The organism is Streptomyces lushanensis (assembly GCF_001700515.1).
Classification (GTDB): Bacteria; Actinomycetota; Actinomycetes; order Streptomycetales; family Streptomycetaceae; genus Streptomyces; species Streptomyces lushanensis.
Map to the genome: position 1 here is coordinate 1 of NZ_MAUD01000295.1, position 19,812 is coordinate 19,812.

Below are 19,812 nucleotides of genomic sequence, written 5' to 3' on the forward strand. Positions count from 1 at the left end.
ATAAGAGACAGGTACGTATGAGCGTCCACCGACCGGCCCCCCCGCCCGGCGGCGACCGAGACCGAGCAGCCGATCCGGTGGACCGAGCACATGACCTGGCGGAGCTGAGCAGGCAGATTTTGCCCGTCAGGCCGTTGTGGTTGACCTGCGCATGTCTCGCTCCGCGTGCACACTGCCCTGGCTCTCCACCGGTCTGAACTGGGCGTTAGCCTCAACGGATGATTCCCGCGCCCCCTCCGAAGGTCATCACGCGCCACAGTGACGGGCAGATCCGTGCCTATCTGACGGAGCCCGGCGCCTTCGGGACGTTGGAACCCGCCGCGGTGTTCCAGCCGCCAGCCGGCGACGAGGTCATGGAGTCGGCGNNGCGTCGTGTACACGACGCTGAACAGGGTTGTCTGCCTCACGCGCGCCGGTGACCTGGCGTGGGCATCGGACTTCGAGCCACACTCCGACGTGCTCCACGGTCACCGGCCTGGCTGCGTGCTGTCTCTGGACGGCCGGACCGTGTGGGTCTACCGGCCGGACGCGATGGCGGGGCGCGGGGGAGACCAATGGGTCGTGTACGACACCGACAGCGGGGAGGTCCTCGCGCGCCGGGAGCTGGAGACGGTCGGGCACGGCGCCGGCCACCATGTGCACCCCGTGGACGGCAGTGTCTATCTCGACGTCGGTGAGGGCCAGGACGGTGCCGTCGTCCTACGGGGTACCACCTCCGGGGCTGGCGGCGAGATGGAGTTCGTGACGTACCCGTGGCGGGACCGCTTCCTGATCGACTTGGCGCCGGGCGGGGAGCAGTTCATGACCGTCGATCACGGGCAGGCGGACGTCGGCTTCCACCGTCACCCCAGCGGGGAGGTGCTCTTCGATCTCTCCGTCGAGGCCTTCGGGTATGACCCGGAGGAGGCGTTCGTGGAATGGTGCGGCGGCTATCTGACCCCGGATACGGCCGTTGTCATCCTGGGGGTGAGGGCGAGGAGGAGTGGTTCCGTTACCACCTGGTCGACGTGAGCACGGGTATGGTCGGCGGTGAGATTGCCGTCGCGGTGACCAACCCGTACAAACTGGAGCCCTTGGGTGATGGCTCCTGGCTCACCGACGGCCCTGACGGTCACCCTGTCCGCCGGCCCCATGCTCCGCACCCGGCCGGTTGACCGGATACCTCCACGCCGTCACCCGCCAGGTCGGACGCTCAGCAGATCGGCTGCTCGGTCGCAGACGTGTGACTGAGCGTCGTTGATGGCGGACTTCGCCAACTGAAGTGCGTGAGTACTGAGGATTCTCATTCGCGTGCACACGCTAAGCCGGCCCGACGGCGAGGACTTCGGCCTTGGGCACCAACGGAACAGCCAGTATCGGTGAGATTGATCTTGGTTGTGTGGCAGGTCGAGACGCACGATCGTGGGGCCTTGTGCGGAAGCCCGGTGGCGGGCTGTGTGTGCGATACCCCGGTCTCCTATCCCTTACCCACGGTGCAAAGTTGCGTCGGCCCTCTGTTCCGCCGGAACACCATTGCCTGTGGGCCGAGGCCCGGCAGGCATCTAGACTTCCGGTTCCCAGAACAGAGAGGACGCCTTGTCAGATGGCAGCGCCGGACGATACGACATCCCGCCCTCCGAGTGGTGATCCTCACCCTTCCGACCCGCCGCCAGAAGGCAGCGATGGGGGAAGGCCCTCGCGTCGGCGCATCGCTGACAGGTGGAACGGTCTCGGGGTCGCTGGCAAAGTGGGTGTGATCGGCGGTGTGGCCGCTGCGGTGGTCAGAGGCTTCTTCGCCCTTTCCAACACCCGCGCGGCCGCGACCGGCCCCGGCCCCGGGCGCGACAGCTACGACGACACCAACGACCCCTGCGAAGTCCATACCGACGACCACCCCAGCCCGGCCGCCATCGGCCTAGCCCTCGCAGCGTGGCTCGTAGACGAGTACGAGCGCAACACCTGCCTCAACCCCCGTGGCCATGCCGCTGGCGACTGCGAACACGAGCGCCGACCGGTGTCCGCTCACGTCAAGAGCCCTGGCCGCGAGCAGCTTAGGGGCAGAGAGACCGCGAACTCCCAGGACCGTTAGCCAGAGGACAGCTGACCGCTTGCACCGTGAGGCAGAGATGCGCCGTGGGGCCATCGGTACAGCCACTAACGCTAAGTACTTGATCTTGAACCGTAGAGGGCCTTGGCATCATGAGAATCCTCCGTCATAGCGAGGTAGCCTCGCCAATATCAGGACAAGCCAGGTAGGTCGCCGTTCAGGTAGCGGCGTGCGGCGGCGACGAACTCGCGCTCGGCCTCGGCGTACATCTCCCGGACCCGGGTCGGGAACACCGTCTGGTTTCCCGCCACCAGGACCCGCTCGGTGTCGCTGTCCGGCGGGACGATCTGGCAGACGTAGACGAACACCCGTCCGATCCTGGTCAACGAGTTGAGGAAGTCGGCTAGGGTGTGTCTCTTTGATCGGTTGGTCAGTTGATCGGGTGTGTCCGTCCGATTAGTGATCACTGATGCGATGTGGGACCGGGTCGAGCCGCTGATGCCGACCGATCCGGTCCGTGGTCGGCGATGGGCGGATCACCGCCGAACCTTGGAGGCCATCGCGTGGAAGTACCGCACCTGCTCGCCCTGGCGGGACCTGCCGGACGAGCTCGGCTCGTTCCAGATCGCTCACAAACGCCTGATCAGGTGGGCCTTGGACGGCACCTGGGAACGCATCCTTGCCGCAGTTCTGGCAGAGGCCGACGCTGATGCCGACATCGGCTGGACCGTCTCGGTGGACTCCACCGTCTGCCGAGCCCACCAGCACGCCGCCGGAGCCAGGAAAAAGGGGCGCCAGGCCGGGCCGAACCTGACGACCACGCCCTCGGACGCTCCCGAGGTGGCCTGAGCACGAAAGTCCACCTTGCCGGCGACAGCCGTGCACGGCCCCTGGCCCTTCTAGTCACCGCAGGCCAGGCGGGCGACGCCCCGGCCTTCGAGACCGTCATGGCAAGCATTCGGGTTCCGCCTGGCGCCTGTTTCCGTTCGGATGTTCCTGGCCTGGTCGAGGCTCTGGTCCTCGTCTCTGTGACCGCCGGGGGCTCCGCCGCACCGGAGGGCTCAAGTGATCTTTGGGCGGGTGTCGTTGAGGTAGTCCCGGGCTACCTGGACGAATCTCGCTGCCCCGCCGCCTGCGCCGGACAATGCGTGAGTGGAAGGATGCCGCAGTGTATATGGATAGGATCTAGTTTCGTAGGGCAAGTCTCACGAACTTGCGCCAACAGTGCGGAGAATTCTTCCTCAGTTGCAGAAATTTTTCCTCTGTCGCGCCTTCTCGCAGCGCGAACCATCCTGATACGCCGTACTCATCTTCTCTAACTTCACGTGCCAGACCTGCAAATTGTGTGGAGGAGTCGCTGGCTTCAAGTATCCGGTCGATAGCTTCGTAGTAGCGGCGAATAACGCGTTTCCGTCCTTCAGTGACAGCCTCGAAGTTTATGCAGGAGAGCACGTCTAACGTTGCCTCACCCTTAGGGTCGAAGTCATCATCTAGAAACCGTGGAGCCAAGTATCCTGTAGCCGTATCCAGGATTAGATGATCCCATGGGTCAACTCGGGTCGGGTCGATGATAAGTGGCGCACCCGTTGAATCAAGCGGGAATCGCTTACCCTTCCGCCTGTTGCACTCTGGGCACACCCAGATGAAGTTGACCCACTTGAATGCCTTTGTGAAGTCGATGCCAATTGGGATGAAATGATCAACATCGGCTGAACGTGAGTCGCAACAATAGAGGCATCTTTGGCGGATACCTACAGCACTTTTGAGTGCGTCGACTACAACCTTACTCTTCACCGACCTTCGGTACTTATTCCACTCCTCCCTAGCCTTTTCTTGAGAGGTCGCTAGTATCTGACGCTTGTAGAGTTCTTGGCGCGCTTGGAGAGGGATTTCCCCTCTCTCGATCCTCCGCAATTTAACCCCCTTCTCTGGTTAATCGGCGAAGAGTGAGAGCTGATCCAGCTCTTTCTCTTCGTTTTTACTGATCTTTCCAGAGAGCTGCTTGGCGCGAAGGCGAGAGTGTTGTCGGTTTGCCATCACTGCCCTTGGTGACCTGGTGTGAGGCATGCCGAACGCTGGTGAAATAAGGATCTGGTCGGGCTTTCCCGCGATGACTCGGTTGAAGTCGTTTTCGTCGAGTCGGAAAGGGATCTCGCCCGATCCAGGCTGAGCCATGTGGTAAATGCGGCCGCGATCCGCGGCCTGGCAGACCAGTGGGCTGTGGGTAGTGACGATGAACTGAACCAGCGGGAAATGCTTTTTCAGCCAGAACCCGATTTCCCTCTGCCAGGCTGGATGAAGATGTGAGTCGACTTCGTCGATAACCACAACACCGGGACGGTTTACATAAGAAGACCCGTCTTCGCTCTTCGCTGTTAGGTCCACGGCTCCATACACATCTACCATGTGCCGGAAGATGTCGATGAGCATCGCCAGAGCTGACCTGTAGCCTTCACTCATGTCGGCTAGGGGCATGTCCCGTCCAGCTGAGTCGGTCAACCAAATTCCCTCGGAGTTGACGCCTCGGACGGAAACCCCTTGGCGCAAGAAGTCATCGTTTAGGATCTCAAGTAGGCTATCGAGGGCAATCTTTTCTGACTCTTGCTGTTCGAGTTTCTTGTAGTTGAGCTGCTTCACCCACTGCTCGCACTCGCCGAGCGTCGCGTCTTCCTTGAATAGAGTCGCAAACCTTGGAACGCGGCCAGGGATTACCATAAGGCGCTGGGCGTCGGGGGAACTTCCGTATAGGCGCCGAAACGGGCCGTACCCTAGCGAAAACCATCCGGGAGTTCCGACCGACCATGGTCCATTGAAAGCCCCTTTCTTCTTGTTTCGGTAGACGTCGGCAGAGGAAATGGCCCAAGAGCCACTCTCCCGCTTGAATTCGATCTCTGCCCAGAATGTGTTCTGGACGCGAAACCCTCCCTTGGCCGTCCGGTCGAAGTCGTGGTGCGGTTTTACTTCGACCGAAATTGAGCCATTATCTTGCCCTTCCGTAACCCATCCGCGCAGGTCGGGAATTAGAACGCGAGAATCGTCAGGCCCGAGAAGGGCCATGCAGAGGGATTTCAGAAAGGCAGTCTTTCCTGAGCCGTTATCGCCGGTTATTACAGCCCAACCTGCATGCTTCTCATCGTTTCCTGAAAAGTCTAGTTCCGCCTCTGTGAACCCCTTGATATTCCTCAGAGCCACTCGTTCTACATACATGCCGCCCCCTGGAGAATGGCTAGATAGGATCGGTACGTACCCGTGTCGATATCATAGATGCGATCTGCGTGTACGCACTGCCCAAACGCGTGTCTCTCTGCAAGGTGGGCGACGCGTGGCACATGGCCCCGAAGGCGGCACGTTCAAGGCGCGCGTGTGAGTATCGGCCTGCCCGCCCGTTGGTTCCTGTGCCACCCTGCCTCCCTTTCGTCTCCACTCTGTGGGTGTGTATCACCACTCCCTGCCCATTGCGATCGTCTGAAATGCACAGACCCAGCCCGGAGCCATCCAGTTGGCGGGCAGGGTACTTGACTCGCCTCTCACCTGCGGGGCTTTCCCGGGAAGCTGTACGAGAAGCGGCTTGGGCGGGGTGTGCTGGGCACATGGAGTCTTCGGTTTGTACGCCGGCCGTCGAGGCGGGGTCGGTGTGGTCGCACAGCTGCACCATGGATGATCTCGTCGCGTCGTACGTCCTTGAGCCGTCGGCAGGTGCGTGTCTGGAGTCGGGGCCGGGGTGGACGCGCCGATGGAAGACGGTGTGGCGAGCGTCCCGGGCGGAGGTGATCTGCCCGGTCCAGGACCTAGCCGTTTTCCCGGCGTTGGCCTCGGTGCCGATACGCGGCTTCACGTGGCGGGCTCGTCAGCGGCATCGGCCGGGACTGGCCTACATGGTGACCACGGGCCGGATGCACGGTTTCGAGAGCTTGGCCGAGCGTCGCCTGTTGCTGGCCCTGGACTTTCTGGGCAGCGCCGAGGAGGTGCTGTCTCAGCCGTTCAGGCTGAAGTTCACCACCGTCGACGGCGCTGAGGACCACACTCCGGATTTCCTGGTCCTGCTGCCCGGGACAGCGGTGCTGGTCGACGTCCGGCCCGGCCATCTGATCAAGGACAAGGACTTGGTGAAGTTCGTCGCGGCCGAGCGGGTGGCGGCAGCGGCGGGGTGGCGCTACTTGGTGGTGACCGGCTGGCGCCGTCACGTGGCCACCGGACTGGACGCGCTGTCGGCTCGGCGGCGGCCGATGGCCGACCGTCTCGGGCTGCACGGTGAACTGCTGGGTCTGGTCGCCGAACGTCCGCGACGGTTCGGTGAACTGATGGAGGAGACGTCGCTGCCGGCGGTCGCCCGCGCGCACGCTCTTCATCTGCTCTGGCACCGGCGGCTGGCAGTGGATCTTGCCCAGCCGCTGGGTGATGCTGCGTGGGTCTATCCGGCGGGAGGCCGTGATGGGTGAGGAGCGCCAGCCACAGCGGGCCGAGGACCTGCATGGCCATGACCTGACGCGGGCTCAGATCCGGGCGGCGCATCTGCTGGAGGCGCAGACCGGTTACCGCAGTGGCAGCCGGTATTGGGCGCTTCCGGGAGAGCCGAGGCCCGAGTACGACCCGGAGCGCACCACGCTGACCGAGCGGCGCCAGGCGAAGGCGGCCGAGCTGAAGGCGTTGGACCGGCGGGAGGCCAAGCAGTTGGGGCTGGAGTGGATCAGCCAGCGCACACTGGAGCGGATGGCCGCACAGTACGCCGAGCGCGGCCTGATGGGGTTGGCGGACGGACGGTGGACACCGCCGCTGCGGGGCCGGCGGACGGTCACCGATCAGGTCGCCGAAGCGATCCGGGTCGTCCACGCCGAGTGCGAGCACCGCTCCAGGGTGGTGAGCATGAAGACCAAGGAGCGGCTGATCCACCAGTATGTGCGCGAGAAGTTCGGCCCGGCGGCGGAGGAGAAGATGCCGCATTACACGACGCTCGCGAAGATCTGGAAGGAGTGGTTCGGTCGCAGGGCGCTCGCCAACGCTATGTCCGCTCGGCCGCGGCGGTGGAGACGGGCAAGGCGAAGGTCGTGGTCACCCGGCCGGGGCAGGTGGTCGCGCTGGACACCACGCCGCTGCCGGTGAAGGTTCTCGACGACGTGTTCGGCGCCCCCATCACTGTCCATCTCACGCTGGCTCTCGATGCCTACTCGCATTCGCTGGTCGCTTTCCGGCTCACGCCGGTGTCGGAGTCGTCGGTGGAGGTGGCGATGCTGCTGCGGGATGTGCTGCTGCCGCTGCCGATGCGCCCGGACTGGGGTGAGGAGATGGAATGGTCCTACCCCGGGGTTCCGGCTGCCTTGGTTGCGGAGTTCGCCGGGCACTCGGTGGCGGGGCTGCCGTTCTTCGCGCCGGAGACGGTGACGGCCGATCACGGGAGTGTCTACAAGAACCATCACGTCGTTTCTGTCGCCCGCCGGCTGGGGATTGATCTGCTGCCGGCCCGCGCGATGCGTCCCACGGACAAGGCTGCCTGCGAGCGTGCGTTCGCAGGAATCCAGTCGCTGCTGCTGGAGCCGCTGCTCGGCTACCGCGGTGTCGACGTCGCCGACCGAGGCGCCGACCCGGAGGGCGATGCGGTCTGGACGCTGTCGCAGATGGAGCACTTGCTGGCGACCTGGATCGTCTCCGTGTGGCAAAACCGCAGGCTGGACCAGTGTCCGCCGGCGTGGGACCCGGGTGGGCGGCACAGCCCGAACACGTTGTTCGCCGCTGCCGCGGCCCGCGACGGGATCAGTCTGGAGATCCCGGAACCGGAGTTGTACTACGAGCTGCTGCCCGCCCACTTCGTGAAGATCGACGCTCGGCGCGGGGTGAAGATTGGTGGACTTTGGTACGGCGGCACCGACCCGGTGCTTGATCCTTGTCGCGGCAGGCACTCCGGACGCAGTGGACGGCACGCGGGCAAGTGGGCGGTCCACCGCGATCCGCGCGACTGCCGTCAGGTCTTCTTCGAAGATCCCGCTCGGCGGGGCTGCTGGCACGCCCTGGACTGGAACGGCCTGCCGCCTGGAGGCGATGTTCTGGCCTTCTCAAATGCACGGGTGGGTGAGCTCCTCGCCCAGGCCGCCTGCGCCGGTCTGAGGCCGCTCGATGACCGGGAACTACTGCCGGTGCTGCTGAAGCTACTGGCCACGCGGACCCCGGTGAACCAGTGGCCGACCCAGATGACGGCAGCGCAGAAGGCCGAGCGGGCCCGTGAACTGACCAGGGCACGGTCAGCCACAGACGACCGGCCACCCGCCAAGGTCACCGTTCTTCCCGACCCGGCCCGGCCGTCCGAGCTGACCGTCTCCATCCGCAGGGCCGTCACCGCCGACCGGCAGCGGCGCCGTCAGGCGGCGCTGGCCTCCAGGCCGCCGACCCCGCCGCCCTTGCTGGGCGAGGCGCTGCGGGAACGCTGCTTCTTCCTGTTGCCCGGCGACCAGTACGACCAGCCGGACGAGCCGGGCCCGAAGCCGGCATGAATACGACGGGGCCACCGGAGCTTCTTCGTTTCGGGCCGCCTCCGGTGCGGGACACCGTCGCGCGCTGGCAGAACTGGGTGGCCGTCCGGACCACCTTCGTGCCCGCGCCGCAGCTGACGCTCGCTGGGTGGAGGCACCTGAGCCCTAAAGACAAGGCGCTGCACGATTTGCACCGCGCGGTCACCCACGCCAACCTGCCGCTGTTACAGACCCCGATGAGCCTGGCCGTCACCAAACGGCTGCGGGGCCGCGTCCAGAGCAACGCGGTCAAGCAGAAGCCGACCACCTTGTCCGGCCTGATCATCACCGGCGGCGGCTATCAGGGGAAGACCGAGACGGCCTGCGAGTGCCTGGCCACGTTTGAGGAGGACTGGCTGGCCCTGCACCGCTACCTCAACCCCCAGGCGCTCCCCGGCGCCCGAGACCTCCACGTTCCCGTCGCCTACGTGCAGACACCGGTGACCGCGAAGCCCAAGAGCCTCTGCAAGGCCATCCTTCACTTCTACGGCGCCGAGGTGAATCAGCGCATGGACCTGCCCGATCTGATCCGTCAGGTCGCACTGTCCTTGCGCGAACATGGAACGAAAGCCCTGCTGCTGGACGACATCACCAGGCTCCGCATGCACCGCGCAGATGACCAGGACACCCTCGATCTGATCCGGGCGTTCATGAGCATGAACGTCACCCTGGTCCTGGTCGGAGTCAACATCCACGGCGTTGGCCTGCTGCGCGAAGGCCGCTCCGATCCGCGCACCGGCCAGGTCGCCTTCCCGCCCTCCCGGCACAAGCTGGTACACGGGGAGGAGGCCACGCAGACCGAGCGACGCTTCGACGTGGTCGAACTCGACCGCTTCCGCTACGACACCGACGCCCAGATTATGGCCTGGACCGATCACCTCGCCGGCGTCGAGGGCCACCTTCGCCTGCTCAAAGCCGAGCCGGGCATGCTCACTTCTGGCACCATGCCCGAGTACCTCTACGAGCGCACCGCCGGGGTGGTCGGCCTCCTTGAGAGGCTGGTCGAGGACGGCTGCCAGGAAGCCATCGGCTCCGGCGCCGAATACCTGGCCGAGTCTCTCCTGGACGGCATCCCCGTCCACCTAGGTTCCACCGACGGCCGTGACCTGGGCGCCGGGTAGATCCCCGACATCTCCGGACTGAAGGCGTCGACCAAGAGCAGCAGCCGGACCCAACCGAGGAACACCGTCCTTGACGACCAGGGCCCGGCCGCAGGGACCGGGAGCTGAGGATGCGTCCCCTGCCCCGGAGCCTTGACCCGCTGCCGGGGAAGTCCCTGCCCGGCTACGTGCTACGGCTCGCCCACAGGCTCGACCTTGCACCCTCTGACGTGGCCCGGCGCACCGGCCTGCTGCCGACGGACGGCCAGGGTCTGGTCAGCCTCAGCCACCGGCTCTTGATCAACCCAGCCCCGGACACCCTCGCCGGATTCGCCGCCGCGACCCGGCTCAGCCACGAAGAAGCCGCCGCACTCACGCTTTCCGGCCTGCGCGAGCACTACCCACCCCTGGCTCTCAGTCTCGGACCACCCCGCGGCGCCGGATACCGGCGCCCCGACCACTGGCTCTTCACCGGCGCTCCCCGTTACTGCCCGCAATGCCTGGCCGGAGACGGATCGGTCATCCAGCAGGCCCACGGCGGCCCCTGGAAGAAGGAATGGCACCTCGCGGTTGTCTTCGCCTGCCTTGAGCACGAGTGCTTCCTGGAACACCAGTGCCCCACCTGCCGCCGCCCCGACAGACGGCCCGCAGGCGGGCCGTCTGCTGATCCGGCCCGGCGCCCGCCGCCTGCACCCCACCCAATGCCGCTTCCCCGCCCCCGACTCGGGACGCGGACCGCAGGGAAAGGCCTGCGGAACCCGGCTCGACCTCACCGGGACACCGATGCGGCCCAGCCGGAAACTCCTCGCTCTCCAGCGCGACCTCCTGGGCGCACTCGACCCCGCTCTGCCCGGAGCTTCCACTACCGAGAGCCTGACCGACCTGCGGATGGTCATGGGCTTCATCGCCGCCTCATGGCCCCGCTCCCGCTACTTGCTGGAGTCCGACCTCCTGGACTCCGTGAACGCGTACTTCTGGGCGGGCAAGAACTCTTCCGCCGACAGGCACAACTGGGTGAGCCTGATGAACACGGCACCAGCAGACGCCGCGGTCTGCGGGGCACTGATCGGGTTGCCGACTCTCTGCTGTTCGCCACGAACTCCGAGCAGCGGATCATGAGTCTGTTCGAGGTCTCCTTCGACACCCACGACAGCCGCATGTCCTGGTTCCGCTTCTTCGCCCGACACCAAGGCACCTGCTCGCAGCAGCTGCGCGAGATCCTGAAGCCGCTGGTTAACGCCACTCCGGCCACTGTTGACCGGTTCGTCCCTCGCGGCCCAGGGTTCGCACCCCACCACATTCCGGCGTTCCTGGAACAGGACTGGCACGACCGCTTCATCCGGCCCGCCGGCATCCCCCTCGATCAACGGCTCGTCCGCCGTTATGCGGCCATCCAACTCGTTCGCCGGGCCGCCCACTGCGACACCCACGAGGCAGCCCTCCTCCTGGGCATCCCCATTGACAAAATCCCCGTCGGCATCGACGACGAGCGCTTCTGGATCGGTGCCAGGGACGCCCCCACCGACTTCCGCATCGCCATGACCGAACTCGGCCTGCACGTAGGCGAGCATCGCTACCGGCTGCCCGACTACCAACGGCGGCGGGACTCCCTGTGCAACTGGGTCCTTCCTCAAAATGACTGGCGGGAAGTGACCGCCCAGCTCCCCCGGACCATCGGCAAACAGCCCGTCCTCGACGACCGTAAGCGCCAGGCGCATCCATCTTCATCTGGACCCGTGTCACCGGCGGCGAACACCTCTTTGCTCCCCGCCCCCTCGAACATGACCAGCCTCAGCACATCCGGCGGGCCTGGGCCGCACGCCGCCCCACCACCTGGCACCAGCTCGCCGGCCGATCAGACCCCGGCCCGCACTACGCGACCCTCCGGCGACTCCTCGGCGAGTACGCCGACAACCTGGCAGAGAAAATCGATGCCGACACGCTCCCCGCCAATTGGCACACTCGGCCCCGCCAACTCGGCCGCTTACCCGCTCACCCGCCCCCTGAAGCGCCCAGCTTCATCGCCCATTCGCGCGACCTGTGATCTCTGTGGCGGAATCCGAAGCCATCGGTCGTCGACGGGGAACCGATCCCGGCCAGAGGGCTGTAGAGCACCCACCAGGGATCGGTCAGGTTGTGCCCTCATCGGGGCTCGTCCAGATCGAAATGACAGGGATCGGTTGATCCTGCTTGGCGCCCGGACCCCAGCCGCCCACAACGTTGACGCCAGGGGTGTTCTTTCTCGGCCCAGGAACGTGGGGGCAATGCATACCGAAAAACACAGGGGTGGGCAGGCTGGGCCGATTGAACCTGATCAGAGGAGCGTTTACCAGGAACGGGTATCGCTCGCGCATAGCGCTCTCGTCAGTGCCGACGTACAAGACCACCTTGAGGTGGGCAGTGCCTTCCCTCGGGCCAGGGACGACAAAATCGATGTCCGGCGGGGTCGCGCTCAGCGGGCGAGCGAGAAGCGGCAGCCCGGTCAGGTCAAAGGAGGTGATCGTGGCAATGTGCCCGCCCGCCGGGTCATGGAGTTCACGGCCCGTCACGGGAGGCAGCCGGTACTCGCGGTGGTGTGGGCCGACGTAAACGTGAGTCTGCCCGCTGCCGTGCAGGGACATCTTCAACTCGTCGAACTTCGCGTTCCGGTGCCGGTCGGCCTGCACCTCCGTGGTGCTGTTTGGGGCCACGCCGTAGTCGACTGATCCGTACGCGGTCCAGCCGTCGCCGACGAAGGGCCGGATGTAGAGGCTGGCGTCGTCCTCACGACTCTTCGGTGGTTGCGCCCAGGAGAGGTGGGCGACCTGTGCGAAGCCGCCCTCGTGCGCGGCGACGATCCGTATGGACTCAATCCCGTACGGCGCGGGGTCGGGCTGCGTGATGGTCATGGCCGGACACCGTAACCGAGGTAATCGGCGACACCTGTACCGAGCCTCCGACAGGCGAAAGGCCCAGCTCGGGGCGACCATCGCTATCCTGTCCGCCAGCTCCGACGCACAACCCCGCCAACTCAAGCGCTCACCCGCCACCTGAAGCGCTCAGTCACAAGACGACTGCCCCGCCCGGGGGTGGGAGTCATTGCATAAGGCTGCGGGGGAACGTATAGTCATGCCATCGCGGAGGAGGACTTTCCATGACTGTACGCGTGGCAGTGGCAGGTGCGAGTGGGTACGCCGGCGGGGAGTTGCTGCGGCTGCTGCTCGGTCATCCCGGGGTGGAGATCGGGGCCCTCACCGGGAATTCCAACGCGGGGCAGCGGCTCGGGGGGCTTCAGCCGCATCTGGTGCCGCTCGGGGAGCGGGTGCTGGAGGCGACCGGGGCCGAGGTGCTCGCCGGGCACGATGTGGTGTTCCTCGCGCTGCCGCACGGGCAGTCCGCCGCCGTCGCCGAGCAGCTCGGGGACGAGGTGCTCGTCATCGACATGGGCGCCGACTTCCGGCTGAAGGACGCCGCCGACTGGGAGCGGTTCTACGGTTCCGCCCATGCCGGGACCTGGCCCTACGGGCTTCCCGAACTGCCGGGCGCCCGCGCCGCGCTGGAGGGGTCCAGGCGTGTCGCGGTGCCCGGCTGCTATCCCACCGCCGTCTCGCTGGCGCTCTTCCCGGCGTACACGGCGGGCCTGGCCGAGCCCGAGGCCGTGATCACCGCCGCCTCCGGCACCTCCGGCGCGGGCCGGACGCCCAAGCCGCATCTCCTCGGCTCCGAGGTGATGGGCTCCATGAGCCCGTACGGCGTCGGCGGCGGCCACCGGCACACCCCGGAGATGATCCAGAACCTCAGCGAGGCCGCGGGAGAGCCGGTCACCGTCTCCTTCACACCCACCCTCGCCCCCATGTCCCGCGGCATCCTCGCCACCTGCTCCGTCAGGGCGAGGCCGGGCACGACGCCCCAGGACGTACGGAGCGCCTACGAGAAGGCGTTCGCCGACGAGCCCTTCGTCCATCTGCTGCCCGAGGGACAGTGGCCCGCCACGGCGTCCGTCCACGGTTCCAACGCCGTACAGATCCAGGTCGCCCACGACGGGGCCGCGGGCCGCATCATCGCGATCAGCGCCATCGACAACCTGACCAAGGGCACCGCGGGTGGCGCGGTGCAGAGCATGAACATCGCCCTCGGACTCCCCGAGGTCACCGGACTCTCCACGATCGGAGTGGCACCTTGAGCGTCACCGCAGCGCAGGGATTCACGGCAGCGGGCATCGCCGCCGGAATCAAGGAGAACGGCAACCCGGACCTGGCCCTCGTGGTCAACAACGGTCCGCGCCGCGCCGCCGCCGGTGTCTTCACCTCCAACCGCGTCAAGGCCGCGCCCGTCCTGTGGTCCGAGCAGGTCCTCAAGGGCGGCGAGGTCGTGGCCGTCGTCCTCAACTCCGGCGGCGCCAACGCCTGTACGGGCCCGCAGGGCTTCCAGGACACCCACGCCACCGCGGAGAAGGTCGCCGAGGTGCTCAACAGCGGCATCGGCGCGCCCGGGAGAGGTGAACACGGCGCCGGCGAGATCGCCGTCGCCTCCACCGGTCTCATCGGTCTGCCGCTCCCCATGGACAAGCTGCTGCCCGGCATCGAGAAGGCCGCCGCCGAGCTGTCCGAGCACGGCGGCGAGAAGGCCGCCATCGCCATCAAGACCACCGACACCGTCCACAAGACCGCCGTCGTGGGCGGCGACGGCTGGACCGTGGGCGGCATGGCCAAGGGCGCGGGCATGCTCGCACCGGGCCTCGCCACCATGCTCGTCGTCCTCACCACCGACGCCGACGTCGAGGCGCCCGCCCTGGACACCGCGCTGCGCGCGGCCACCCGCACCACCTTCGACCGCGTCGACTCCGACGGCTGCATGTCCACCAACGACACCGTGCTGCTGCTCGCCTCCGGCGCGTCCGCCGTGACGCCCGCGTACGAGGAGTTCGCCGAGGCCGTCCGCACGGTCTGCGCCGATCTGGCCCGTCAGCTGATCGGTGACGCCGAGGGCGCCTCCAAGGACATCCGGATCGAGGTGATCAACGCGGCGACCGAGGACGACGCCGTCGAGGTGGGCCGCTCCATCGCCCGTAACAACCTCCTCAAGTGCGCCCTCCACGGCGAGGACCCCAACTGGGGCCGGGTGCTCTCCGCCATCGGCACCACCGGCGCCGCCTTCGAGCCCGACGAGCTCAATGTCGCCATCAACGGTGTGTGGGTCTGCCGCCACGGCGCCGTCGGCCAGAACCGCGATCTGGTCGACATGCGCTACCGCGAGGTACGGATCACCGCCGACCTCGCGGCCGGCACGGACTCCGCGGTCATCTGGACCAACGACCTCACCGCCGAGTACGTCCACGAGAACAGCGCGTACAGCTCATGACCGCCCCCGCCCGTAAACACACCGCGCTGCCCAAGGCGCAGATCCTCATCGAGGCGCTGCCCTGGCTCACGCGGCACAACGGCAGGACCGTCGTCATCAAGTTCGGCGGCAACGCCATGGTCGACGAGGATCTCAAGGCCGCCTTCGCCCAGGACGTCGCCTTTCTGCGGCAGGCCGGTCTCAAGCCCGTCGTGGTGCACGGCGGGGGCCCCCAGATCAACGCCCAGCTCGACCGGCACGGCCTGGTCAGTGAGTTCAAGGCCGGTCTGCGCGTCACCACACCGGAGGCGATGGACGTCGTACGGATGGTGCTGGCCGGACAGGTCCAGCGCGAGCTGGTGGGACTGCTCAACCAGCACGGCCCGCTCGCCGTCGGTATGACCGGCGAGGACGCGCACACCATGTCCGCGACCCGCCACCGGCCGCGGATCGACGGAGAGCTGGTCGACATCGGCCGGGTCGGCGAGATCACCGCGATCGACACCGGTGCCATCGAGGCCCTGCTCGGCGACGGCCGGATCCCGGTCATCTCCTCCATCGCGCGCAGCGCCGACGACGGACATGTCTACAACGTCAACGCCGACACCGCCGCCGCCGCGCTCGCCGCCGCACTGGGCGCCGAGACACTGATGGTCCTCACCGATGTCGAAGGGCTGTACGAGGACTGGCCCAACAGCGACGACGTGATCAGCCGGCTCACCGCCACCGAGCTGGAGAAGCTGCTGCCCGAGCTCTCCAGCGGCATGGTGCCGAAGATGGAGGGCTGTCTGCACGCCGTGCGCAACGGTGTCAGGACCGCCCGGGTGCTCGACGGACGTGTCCCGCACTCGATCCTGCTGGAGATCTTCACCGACTCGGGCATCGGCACGATGGTCGTGCCCGACGCGCCGGTCGTGCCCGACGGAGCCGACGTGCCCGACGGAGTCAACGCGAGCGAAGGGGAAGCGAAATGACCGGCAACCAGGAGCTCTCGCAGCGCTGGCGGAACGTCATGGCGGACAACTACGGCACGCCGAGGCTGTCTCTCGTACGAGGCGAGGGAGCCACGGTCTGGGACGCGGACGGCGCCGAGTACACCGACTTCGTGGGCGGTATCGCGGTCAACGCGCTGGGCCACGGGCATCCCGCCGTCGTCGAGGCCGTCTCCCGGCAGATCGCCTCCCTCGGCCATGTCTCCAACCTCTTCGTCGCCGAGCAGCCCGTCGCCCTCGCCGAGCGGCTGGTCCAGCTCTTCGGCCGCCCGGGCCGGGTGTTCTTCTGCAACTCCGGCGCCGAGGCGAACGAAGCCGCCTTCAAGATCGGCCGGCTGACGGGCCGCCCGCACATGGTCGCCACCGACGGCGGCTTCCACGGCCGCACCATGGGCGCGCTCGCCCTCACCGGTCAGCCCCCCAAGCAGCGGCCCTTCCTGCCCCTGCCCGGCGAGGTGACCCATGTCCCGTACGGGGACGCCGACGCGCTCCGCGCCGCGGTGACCGAGGAGACGGCGTTCGTCATCATCGAGCCGATCCAGGGCGAGAACGGGGTGGTCGTCCCGCCCAAGGGCTATCTGGAGGCGGCCCGCGAGATCACCCGGGCCACCGGCACGCTGCTCGTCCTGGACGAGGTGCAGACGGGCGTGGGGCGGACGGGCCACTGGTTCGAGTACCAGGCGCACCAGGGCGTCGAACCCGATGTCGTCACCCTCGCCAAGGGACTCGGCGGCGGTCTGCCGCTCGGCGCGACGATCGCCTTCGGAGCGACGGCCGAGCTGCTCGAGCCGGGCCACCACGGCACGACGTTCGGCGGCAATCCGGTCGCCTGCGCCGCCGGACTGGCCGTACTGGACACGCTCGCGGCGGACGGTCTGCTCGACCAGGTGAAGCGGCTGGGCGAGAAGCTGCGCGACGGGATCGAGGCGCTCGGCCATCCGCTGGTCTCCCATGTCCGCGGCTCCGGACTGCTCCTGGGTATCGTGCTCACCGAGCCGCTCGCGCCGCAGACGCAGCAGGCGGCTCAGGATGCCGGATTCCTGGTGAACGTGCCCGCTCCCGACGTCGTACGGCTGATGCCACCACTGATCATCGGCGACGCCGAGGTGGACTCGCTGCTGCGGGCGCTGCCCGGCATCCTCGACAACGCTCACGGGGACGGACGATCCGGGGAATGAGACGACGATGACCGAGGCCCAGGGGACCGAGCACGGCGGGCCGTCCGTGCCGCAGACCAGAACCGCCCGCCACCGCCGGATCGTTGACATCCTCAACCGGCAGCCGGTGCGCTCGCAGAGCCAGTTGGCGAAACTGCTCGGGGACGACGGGCTGAGCGTCACTCAGGCGACGCTCTCCCGCGACCTGGACGAACTGGGCGCGGTGAAGATCCGCAACACCGGTGGCGAACTGATCTACGCGGTCCCCAGCGAGGGCGGCTTCCGCACTCCGCACGCCCCGCTCGGAGAGTCGGCGAAGGAGGAGCGGATGCGCCGGCTCGCCGGTGAACTCCTCATCTCCGCCGAGGCCTCGGCCAATCTCGTCGTCCTGCGCACCCCTCCGGGCGCGGCCCAGTTCCTCGCCTCGGCCATCGATCAGGCCGAGTTGAGCGACATCCTCGGCACCATCGCGGGCGACGACACGCTGATGCTGATCAGCCGCGATCCGGCCGGAGGCCAGGCCCTGGCGGACCATCTGCTGAAACTGGCCCAGAACGACCGCTGAGGGCCGGGGCACGCCCTCCGGCTGTCCGGCCTCCGCCGGGCTCGTGCCCCTGTGCCGTTCCGGTCAGGCGTTCACCTCGGCGACGGAGTCGGTGTAACGGCCGAAGCCGCTGGTCATCCACTGCCGGCCGTCGGCCGTGACACCGAAGCCCTCGGTGTCCGGCAGCTCCTCCAGCCACTTCCGGGCCCGCCGGCCCATGGCGTACGCGGCCGTCGCCCGGCTGTCGGCCACGGTCAGTCCGCCCGGACAGATCACGGTCAGCGAGGCGGGTCCATGGACCGGTGGCCGGCCCGTACGGGGATCGAGCACATGGCAGCCGCGCTCGGCCGGGCCCGAGGTGGCCACGCCCAGGCCGCCCTCGCTCTCGATCACCGCGGCCAGCCGGCCCGGGTGCAGCGGGTCGGTGATGCCCACCCGCCAGGGCCCGCCGATCAGCTGGATGTCGCCGCCGCCGTTGAGACATACGGCGGAGGCTCCGGCCGGGACGAGCATCCGTGCCGCACGCTCCACCGCCCAGCCCTTCACCAGTCCGGTCGGATCGAGCCCGCCCGCGTACCGGGTGGTGAACCAGCCCTCGCTCTCGCGCTCCGCCTCCGCGCACAGCTCCAGCACCTCGCGGACCTCGCTCGCGCACGCGGACAGCGTCAGCTCACCGCGGCCCAGCCGGGTGATCTGGCTGTCCGCGCGGAACGGCGAGAAGATCTCGTCGACGCGGTGCAGTGAGGCCACGGCCGCCCGCAGCCCGGCACGGACGGCGTCCTCGTCCCGTACACCGCGGATGTCGAACGAGAAGACCGTGCCCATCGCCTCCTCGACATGACGCAGCCGTCCGCCCTCCTGCGCCATCAGACACCCGCCTTGTCGAGGGCGCTCTGAAGCGAGTCCCGGTATCCCTGGCTGGTGTAACTGGCGCCGGACACCGCGTCGATCCCGGCGTTCTGCGCGGTGACGGCGGCCTGGTTGAGCCGGGGGACGGCGTTGGCGGAAATGCCGCCGGCGGGGACCTGGACCGCCTCGGCCTCGGTGATCCTGCCGCCGCTGAGGGTGATCCGCACCTGGACCGGACCGTACTGGGTGTCCACGGCGTTCCCGAGCACGGTCCGCGCGCCCGCGCCGCCGCCGGCACCCGTACCGGCACCGTCATCGGCACCCGTACCGGCATCTGTATCGGCACCCGTGTCGGCATCCGAACCGGTGTCGCTGTCGGCGCCCGTCTCCGGCGGTGTTCCCGCGCCCGTCGCCCCGCCCGACGACGCGCCCGCGCCCGCCGGAGGCGCGCCCGCGCCCGAGTCCGAGGCCCCGGCCGCTCCCGCCGCTCCCGCCGCTCCCGCCGAGGCGGACACGCCGGCTCCGGCCCCCGTCGCGGCCGTCGCGTCCGCCACCGACGAGCCGCCCGGCTGCTTCAGCGCGAGCAGCAGCACCACGCCCGACGCGGTCGCGGCGACACCGATCATGATCCGCCGGAGCGGATGTTTCCTCTTCACCGGCTGCCTCGCCTCACATTTCGAAGGACTCGTGATGGATACGACGGGTCGGCACGCCCGCCTCGCGCAACGCCTCGTACGACTGACGGGCCAGCCCGTCCGGTCCGCACAGGAAGACGTCGTGGTCGTCGATGTCGGGAAGCAGCTCCCGCAGCCGCCGCGGAGTGATCTCGGGCCGGACGCCGTCGGGCCCGTTCACGGCGTACAGCAGCCGCGCGCCGCGCGCCGACGCGATCGCCCGCAACTCGGCCCAGAGCGCCAGATCCTCGGTCTTGCTCGCCCGGTAGAGCAGGGTCAGATCGCCCGGGCCGCCGGGCAGCGTCTCGAACAGGGCCCGCATCGGGGTGATCCCGGCACCACCCGCGATCATCAGCACCTTCTCCTGGCTGCGCCGGGCCGCCGTCAGCGCGCCGTACGGGCCCTCGGCCCAGACCCGGGTGCCCGGCTCCAGCCGGGCCAGGGCCTCGCTGTGCTCGCCGTTCGCCTTCACCGTGATCCGCAGCAGATCCGGCCGGGGCGGGGCCGACAGCGAGTACGGATTGGAGCTCCAGCGCAGCCCGTCGGTGAGGAACCGCCAGCGGAAGAACTGGCCGGGCTGGGCGCCCAGCCGGTGCAGACGCCGTCCGGTGATCAGTACGGAGACGACGCCCGGCGCCTCGTACACGACCC

18 protein-coding genes and 2 pseudogenes are annotated in these 19,812 nt (G+C 67.8%); 12 read left to right on the top strand and 8 right to left on the bottom strand.

Translation table 11 applies throughout. The annotated features are described in order from the left end of the window. The first annotated feature begins 1,744 nt into the window (after positions 1 to 1,744). Positions 1,745 to 2,068, top strand: coding sequence for a hypothetical protein (locus BFF77_RS23055; protein ID WP_141698501.1), 324 nt, complete (start codon positions 1,745 to 1,747; stop codon positions 2,066 to 2,068). A gap of 149 nt (positions 2,069 to 2,217) precedes the next feature. Here the strand turns inward: BFF77_RS23055 and BFF77_RS35810 are convergent, their stop codons facing one another. Further along, positions 2,218 to 2,394 carry a hypothetical protein gene (locus BFF77_RS35810; protein ID WP_169922711.1) on the bottom strand — a complete coding sequence of 59 codons (177 nt, stop codon included), beginning with the start codon at positions 2,392 to 2,394 and terminating at the stop codon, positions 2,218 to 2,220. Between the two features lie 76 nt (positions 2,395 to 2,470). Here BFF77_RS35810 and BFF77_RS23060 point away from each other — a divergent pair. Further along, positions 2,471 to 2,994, top strand: a pseudogene (locus BFF77_RS23060) (IS5 family transposase); the annotation flags it as partial. Positions 2,995 to 3,211: 217 nt separating this feature from the next. On the opposite strand, the gene BFF77_RS34715 reads toward BFF77_RS23060, so the two are convergent. Then, a complete protein-coding gene (locus BFF77_RS34715; RefSeq protein WP_107422224.1) occupies positions 3,212 to 3,940 on the bottom strand; it encodes an HNH endonuclease signature motif containing protein in 729 nt (242 codons plus the stop codon). Positions 3,941 to 3,958: 18 nt separating this feature from the next. Next, positions 3,959 to 5,218 carry an AAA family ATPase gene (locus tag BFF77_RS23065; RefSeq protein ID WP_169922712.1) on the bottom strand — a complete coding sequence of 420 codons (1,260 nt, stop codon included), beginning with the start codon at positions 5,216 to 5,218 and terminating at the stop codon, positions 3,959 to 3,961. 575 nt (positions 5,219 to 5,793) lie between these two features. Between BFF77_RS23065 and BFF77_RS23070 the strand changes: the two genes are divergently transcribed. From BFF77_RS23070 to BFF77_RS38240, 5 genes and pseudogenes are all read left to right on the top strand, one after another. After that, positions 5,794 to 6,465, top strand: coding sequence for a TnsA-like heteromeric transposase endonuclease subunit (locus tag BFF77_RS23070; protein ID WP_245703659.1), 672 nt, complete (start codon positions 5,794 to 5,796; stop codon positions 6,463 to 6,465). Next, positions 6,458 to 7,126 (top strand): hypothetical protein, encoded by a 669-nt coding sequence (locus BFF77_RS23075; RefSeq protein WP_066952971.1) that lies wholly within the window; start codon positions 6,458 to 6,460, stop codon positions 7,124 to 7,126. The genes BFF77_RS23070 and BFF77_RS23075 overlap by 8 nt, the downstream gene beginning before the upstream one ends. Beyond that, positions 7,048 to 8,508: a transposase family protein gene (locus BFF77_RS23080; protein ID WP_141698502.1), complete on the top strand. Its 1,461-nt coding sequence runs from the start codon at positions 7,048 to 7,050 to the stop codon at positions 8,506 to 8,508. The genes BFF77_RS23075 and BFF77_RS23080 overlap by 79 nt, the downstream gene beginning before the upstream one ends. Then, entirely contained in the window at positions 8,505 to 9,647 is a 1,143-nt protein-coding gene (locus BFF77_RS23085) for a TniB family NTP-binding protein (protein ID WP_245703660.1), read from the top strand. Before BFF77_RS23080 ends, BFF77_RS23085 begins: the two co-directional genes overlap by 4 nt. A 110-nt stretch (positions 9,648 to 9,757) precedes the next feature. After that, positions 9,758 to 10,219 (top strand): annotated as a pseudogene (locus BFF77_RS38240) (TniQ family protein); the annotation flags it as partial. A 336-nt stretch (positions 10,220 to 10,555) separates the two neighbouring features. Here the strand turns inward: BFF77_RS38240 and BFF77_RS37035 are convergent. After that, positions 10,556 to 11,344, bottom strand: a complete 789-nt coding sequence (locus BFF77_RS37035; RefSeq protein WP_066952976.1) for a hypothetical protein — start codon at positions 11,342 to 11,344, stop codon at positions 10,556 to 10,558. Between the two features lie 411 nt (positions 11,345 to 11,755). Next, a complete protein-coding gene (locus tag BFF77_RS37040; protein WP_066952978.1) occupies positions 11,756 to 12,514 on the bottom strand; it encodes a hypothetical protein in 759 nt (252 codons plus the stop codon). A gap of 245 nt (positions 12,515 to 12,759) precedes the next feature. Between BFF77_RS37040 and argC the strand changes: the two genes are divergently transcribed. From argC to BFF77_RS23125, 5 genes are read left to right on the top strand one after another with little or no spacing between them, the layout of a single operon-like run. Beyond that, positions 12,760 to 13,788, top strand: a complete 1,029-nt coding sequence (gene argC / locus BFF77_RS23105; RefSeq protein ID WP_066952980.1) for an N-acetyl-gamma-glutamyl-phosphate reductase — start codon at positions 12,760 to 12,762, stop codon at positions 13,786 to 13,788. Continuing rightward, positions 13,785 to 14,966 carry a bifunctional glutamate N-acetyltransferase/amino-acid acetyltransferase ArgJ gene (gene argJ, locus BFF77_RS23110; RefSeq protein WP_066952982.1) on the top strand — a complete coding sequence of 394 codons (1,182 nt, stop codon included), beginning with the start codon at positions 13,785 to 13,787 and terminating at the stop codon, positions 14,964 to 14,966. Before argC ends, argJ begins: the two co-directional genes overlap by 4 nt. Beyond that, on the top strand, positions 14,963 to 15,919 hold the full coding sequence (gene argB / locus BFF77_RS23115) for an acetylglutamate kinase (RefSeq protein ID WP_066952983.1): 957 nt from the start codon (positions 14,963 to 14,965) through the stop codon (positions 15,917 to 15,919). The genes argJ and argB overlap by 4 nt, the downstream gene beginning before the upstream one ends. Then, complete coding sequence (locus BFF77_RS23120) at positions 15,916 to 17,115, top strand: acetylornithine transaminase (RefSeq protein ID WP_066952985.1); 1,200 nt, start codon at positions 15,916 to 15,918, stop codon at positions 17,113 to 17,115. The genes argB and BFF77_RS23120 overlap by 4 nt, the downstream gene beginning before the upstream one ends. 7 nt (positions 17,116 to 17,122) lie before the next feature. Next, entirely contained in the window at positions 17,123 to 17,659 is a 537-nt protein-coding gene (locus BFF77_RS23125; protein ID WP_066952987.1) for an arginine repressor, read from the top strand. Between the two features lie 63 nt (positions 17,660 to 17,722). On the opposite strand, the gene BFF77_RS23130 is transcribed toward BFF77_RS23125, so the two are convergent. From BFF77_RS23130 to BFF77_RS23140, 3 genes are all read right to left on the bottom strand, one after another. Beyond that, positions 17,723 to 18,505 carry an FAD:protein FMN transferase gene (locus BFF77_RS23130; RefSeq protein ID WP_211280303.1) on the bottom strand — a complete coding sequence of 261 codons (783 nt, stop codon included), beginning with the start codon at positions 18,503 to 18,505 and terminating at the stop codon, positions 17,723 to 17,725. After that, positions 18,505 to 19,143 carry an FMN-binding protein gene (locus tag BFF77_RS23135; protein WP_169922713.1) on the bottom strand — a complete coding sequence of 213 codons (639 nt, stop codon included), beginning with the start codon at positions 19,141 to 19,143 and terminating at the stop codon, positions 18,505 to 18,507. Before BFF77_RS23135 ends, BFF77_RS23130 begins: the two co-directional genes overlap by 1 nt. A gap of 13 nt (positions 19,144 to 19,156) precedes the next feature. After that, positions 19,157 to 19,812: ferric reductase-like transmembrane domain-containing protein (locus BFF77_RS23140; RefSeq protein WP_483855211.1), on the bottom strand; the 656-nt coding region annotated here is incomplete at its 5' end.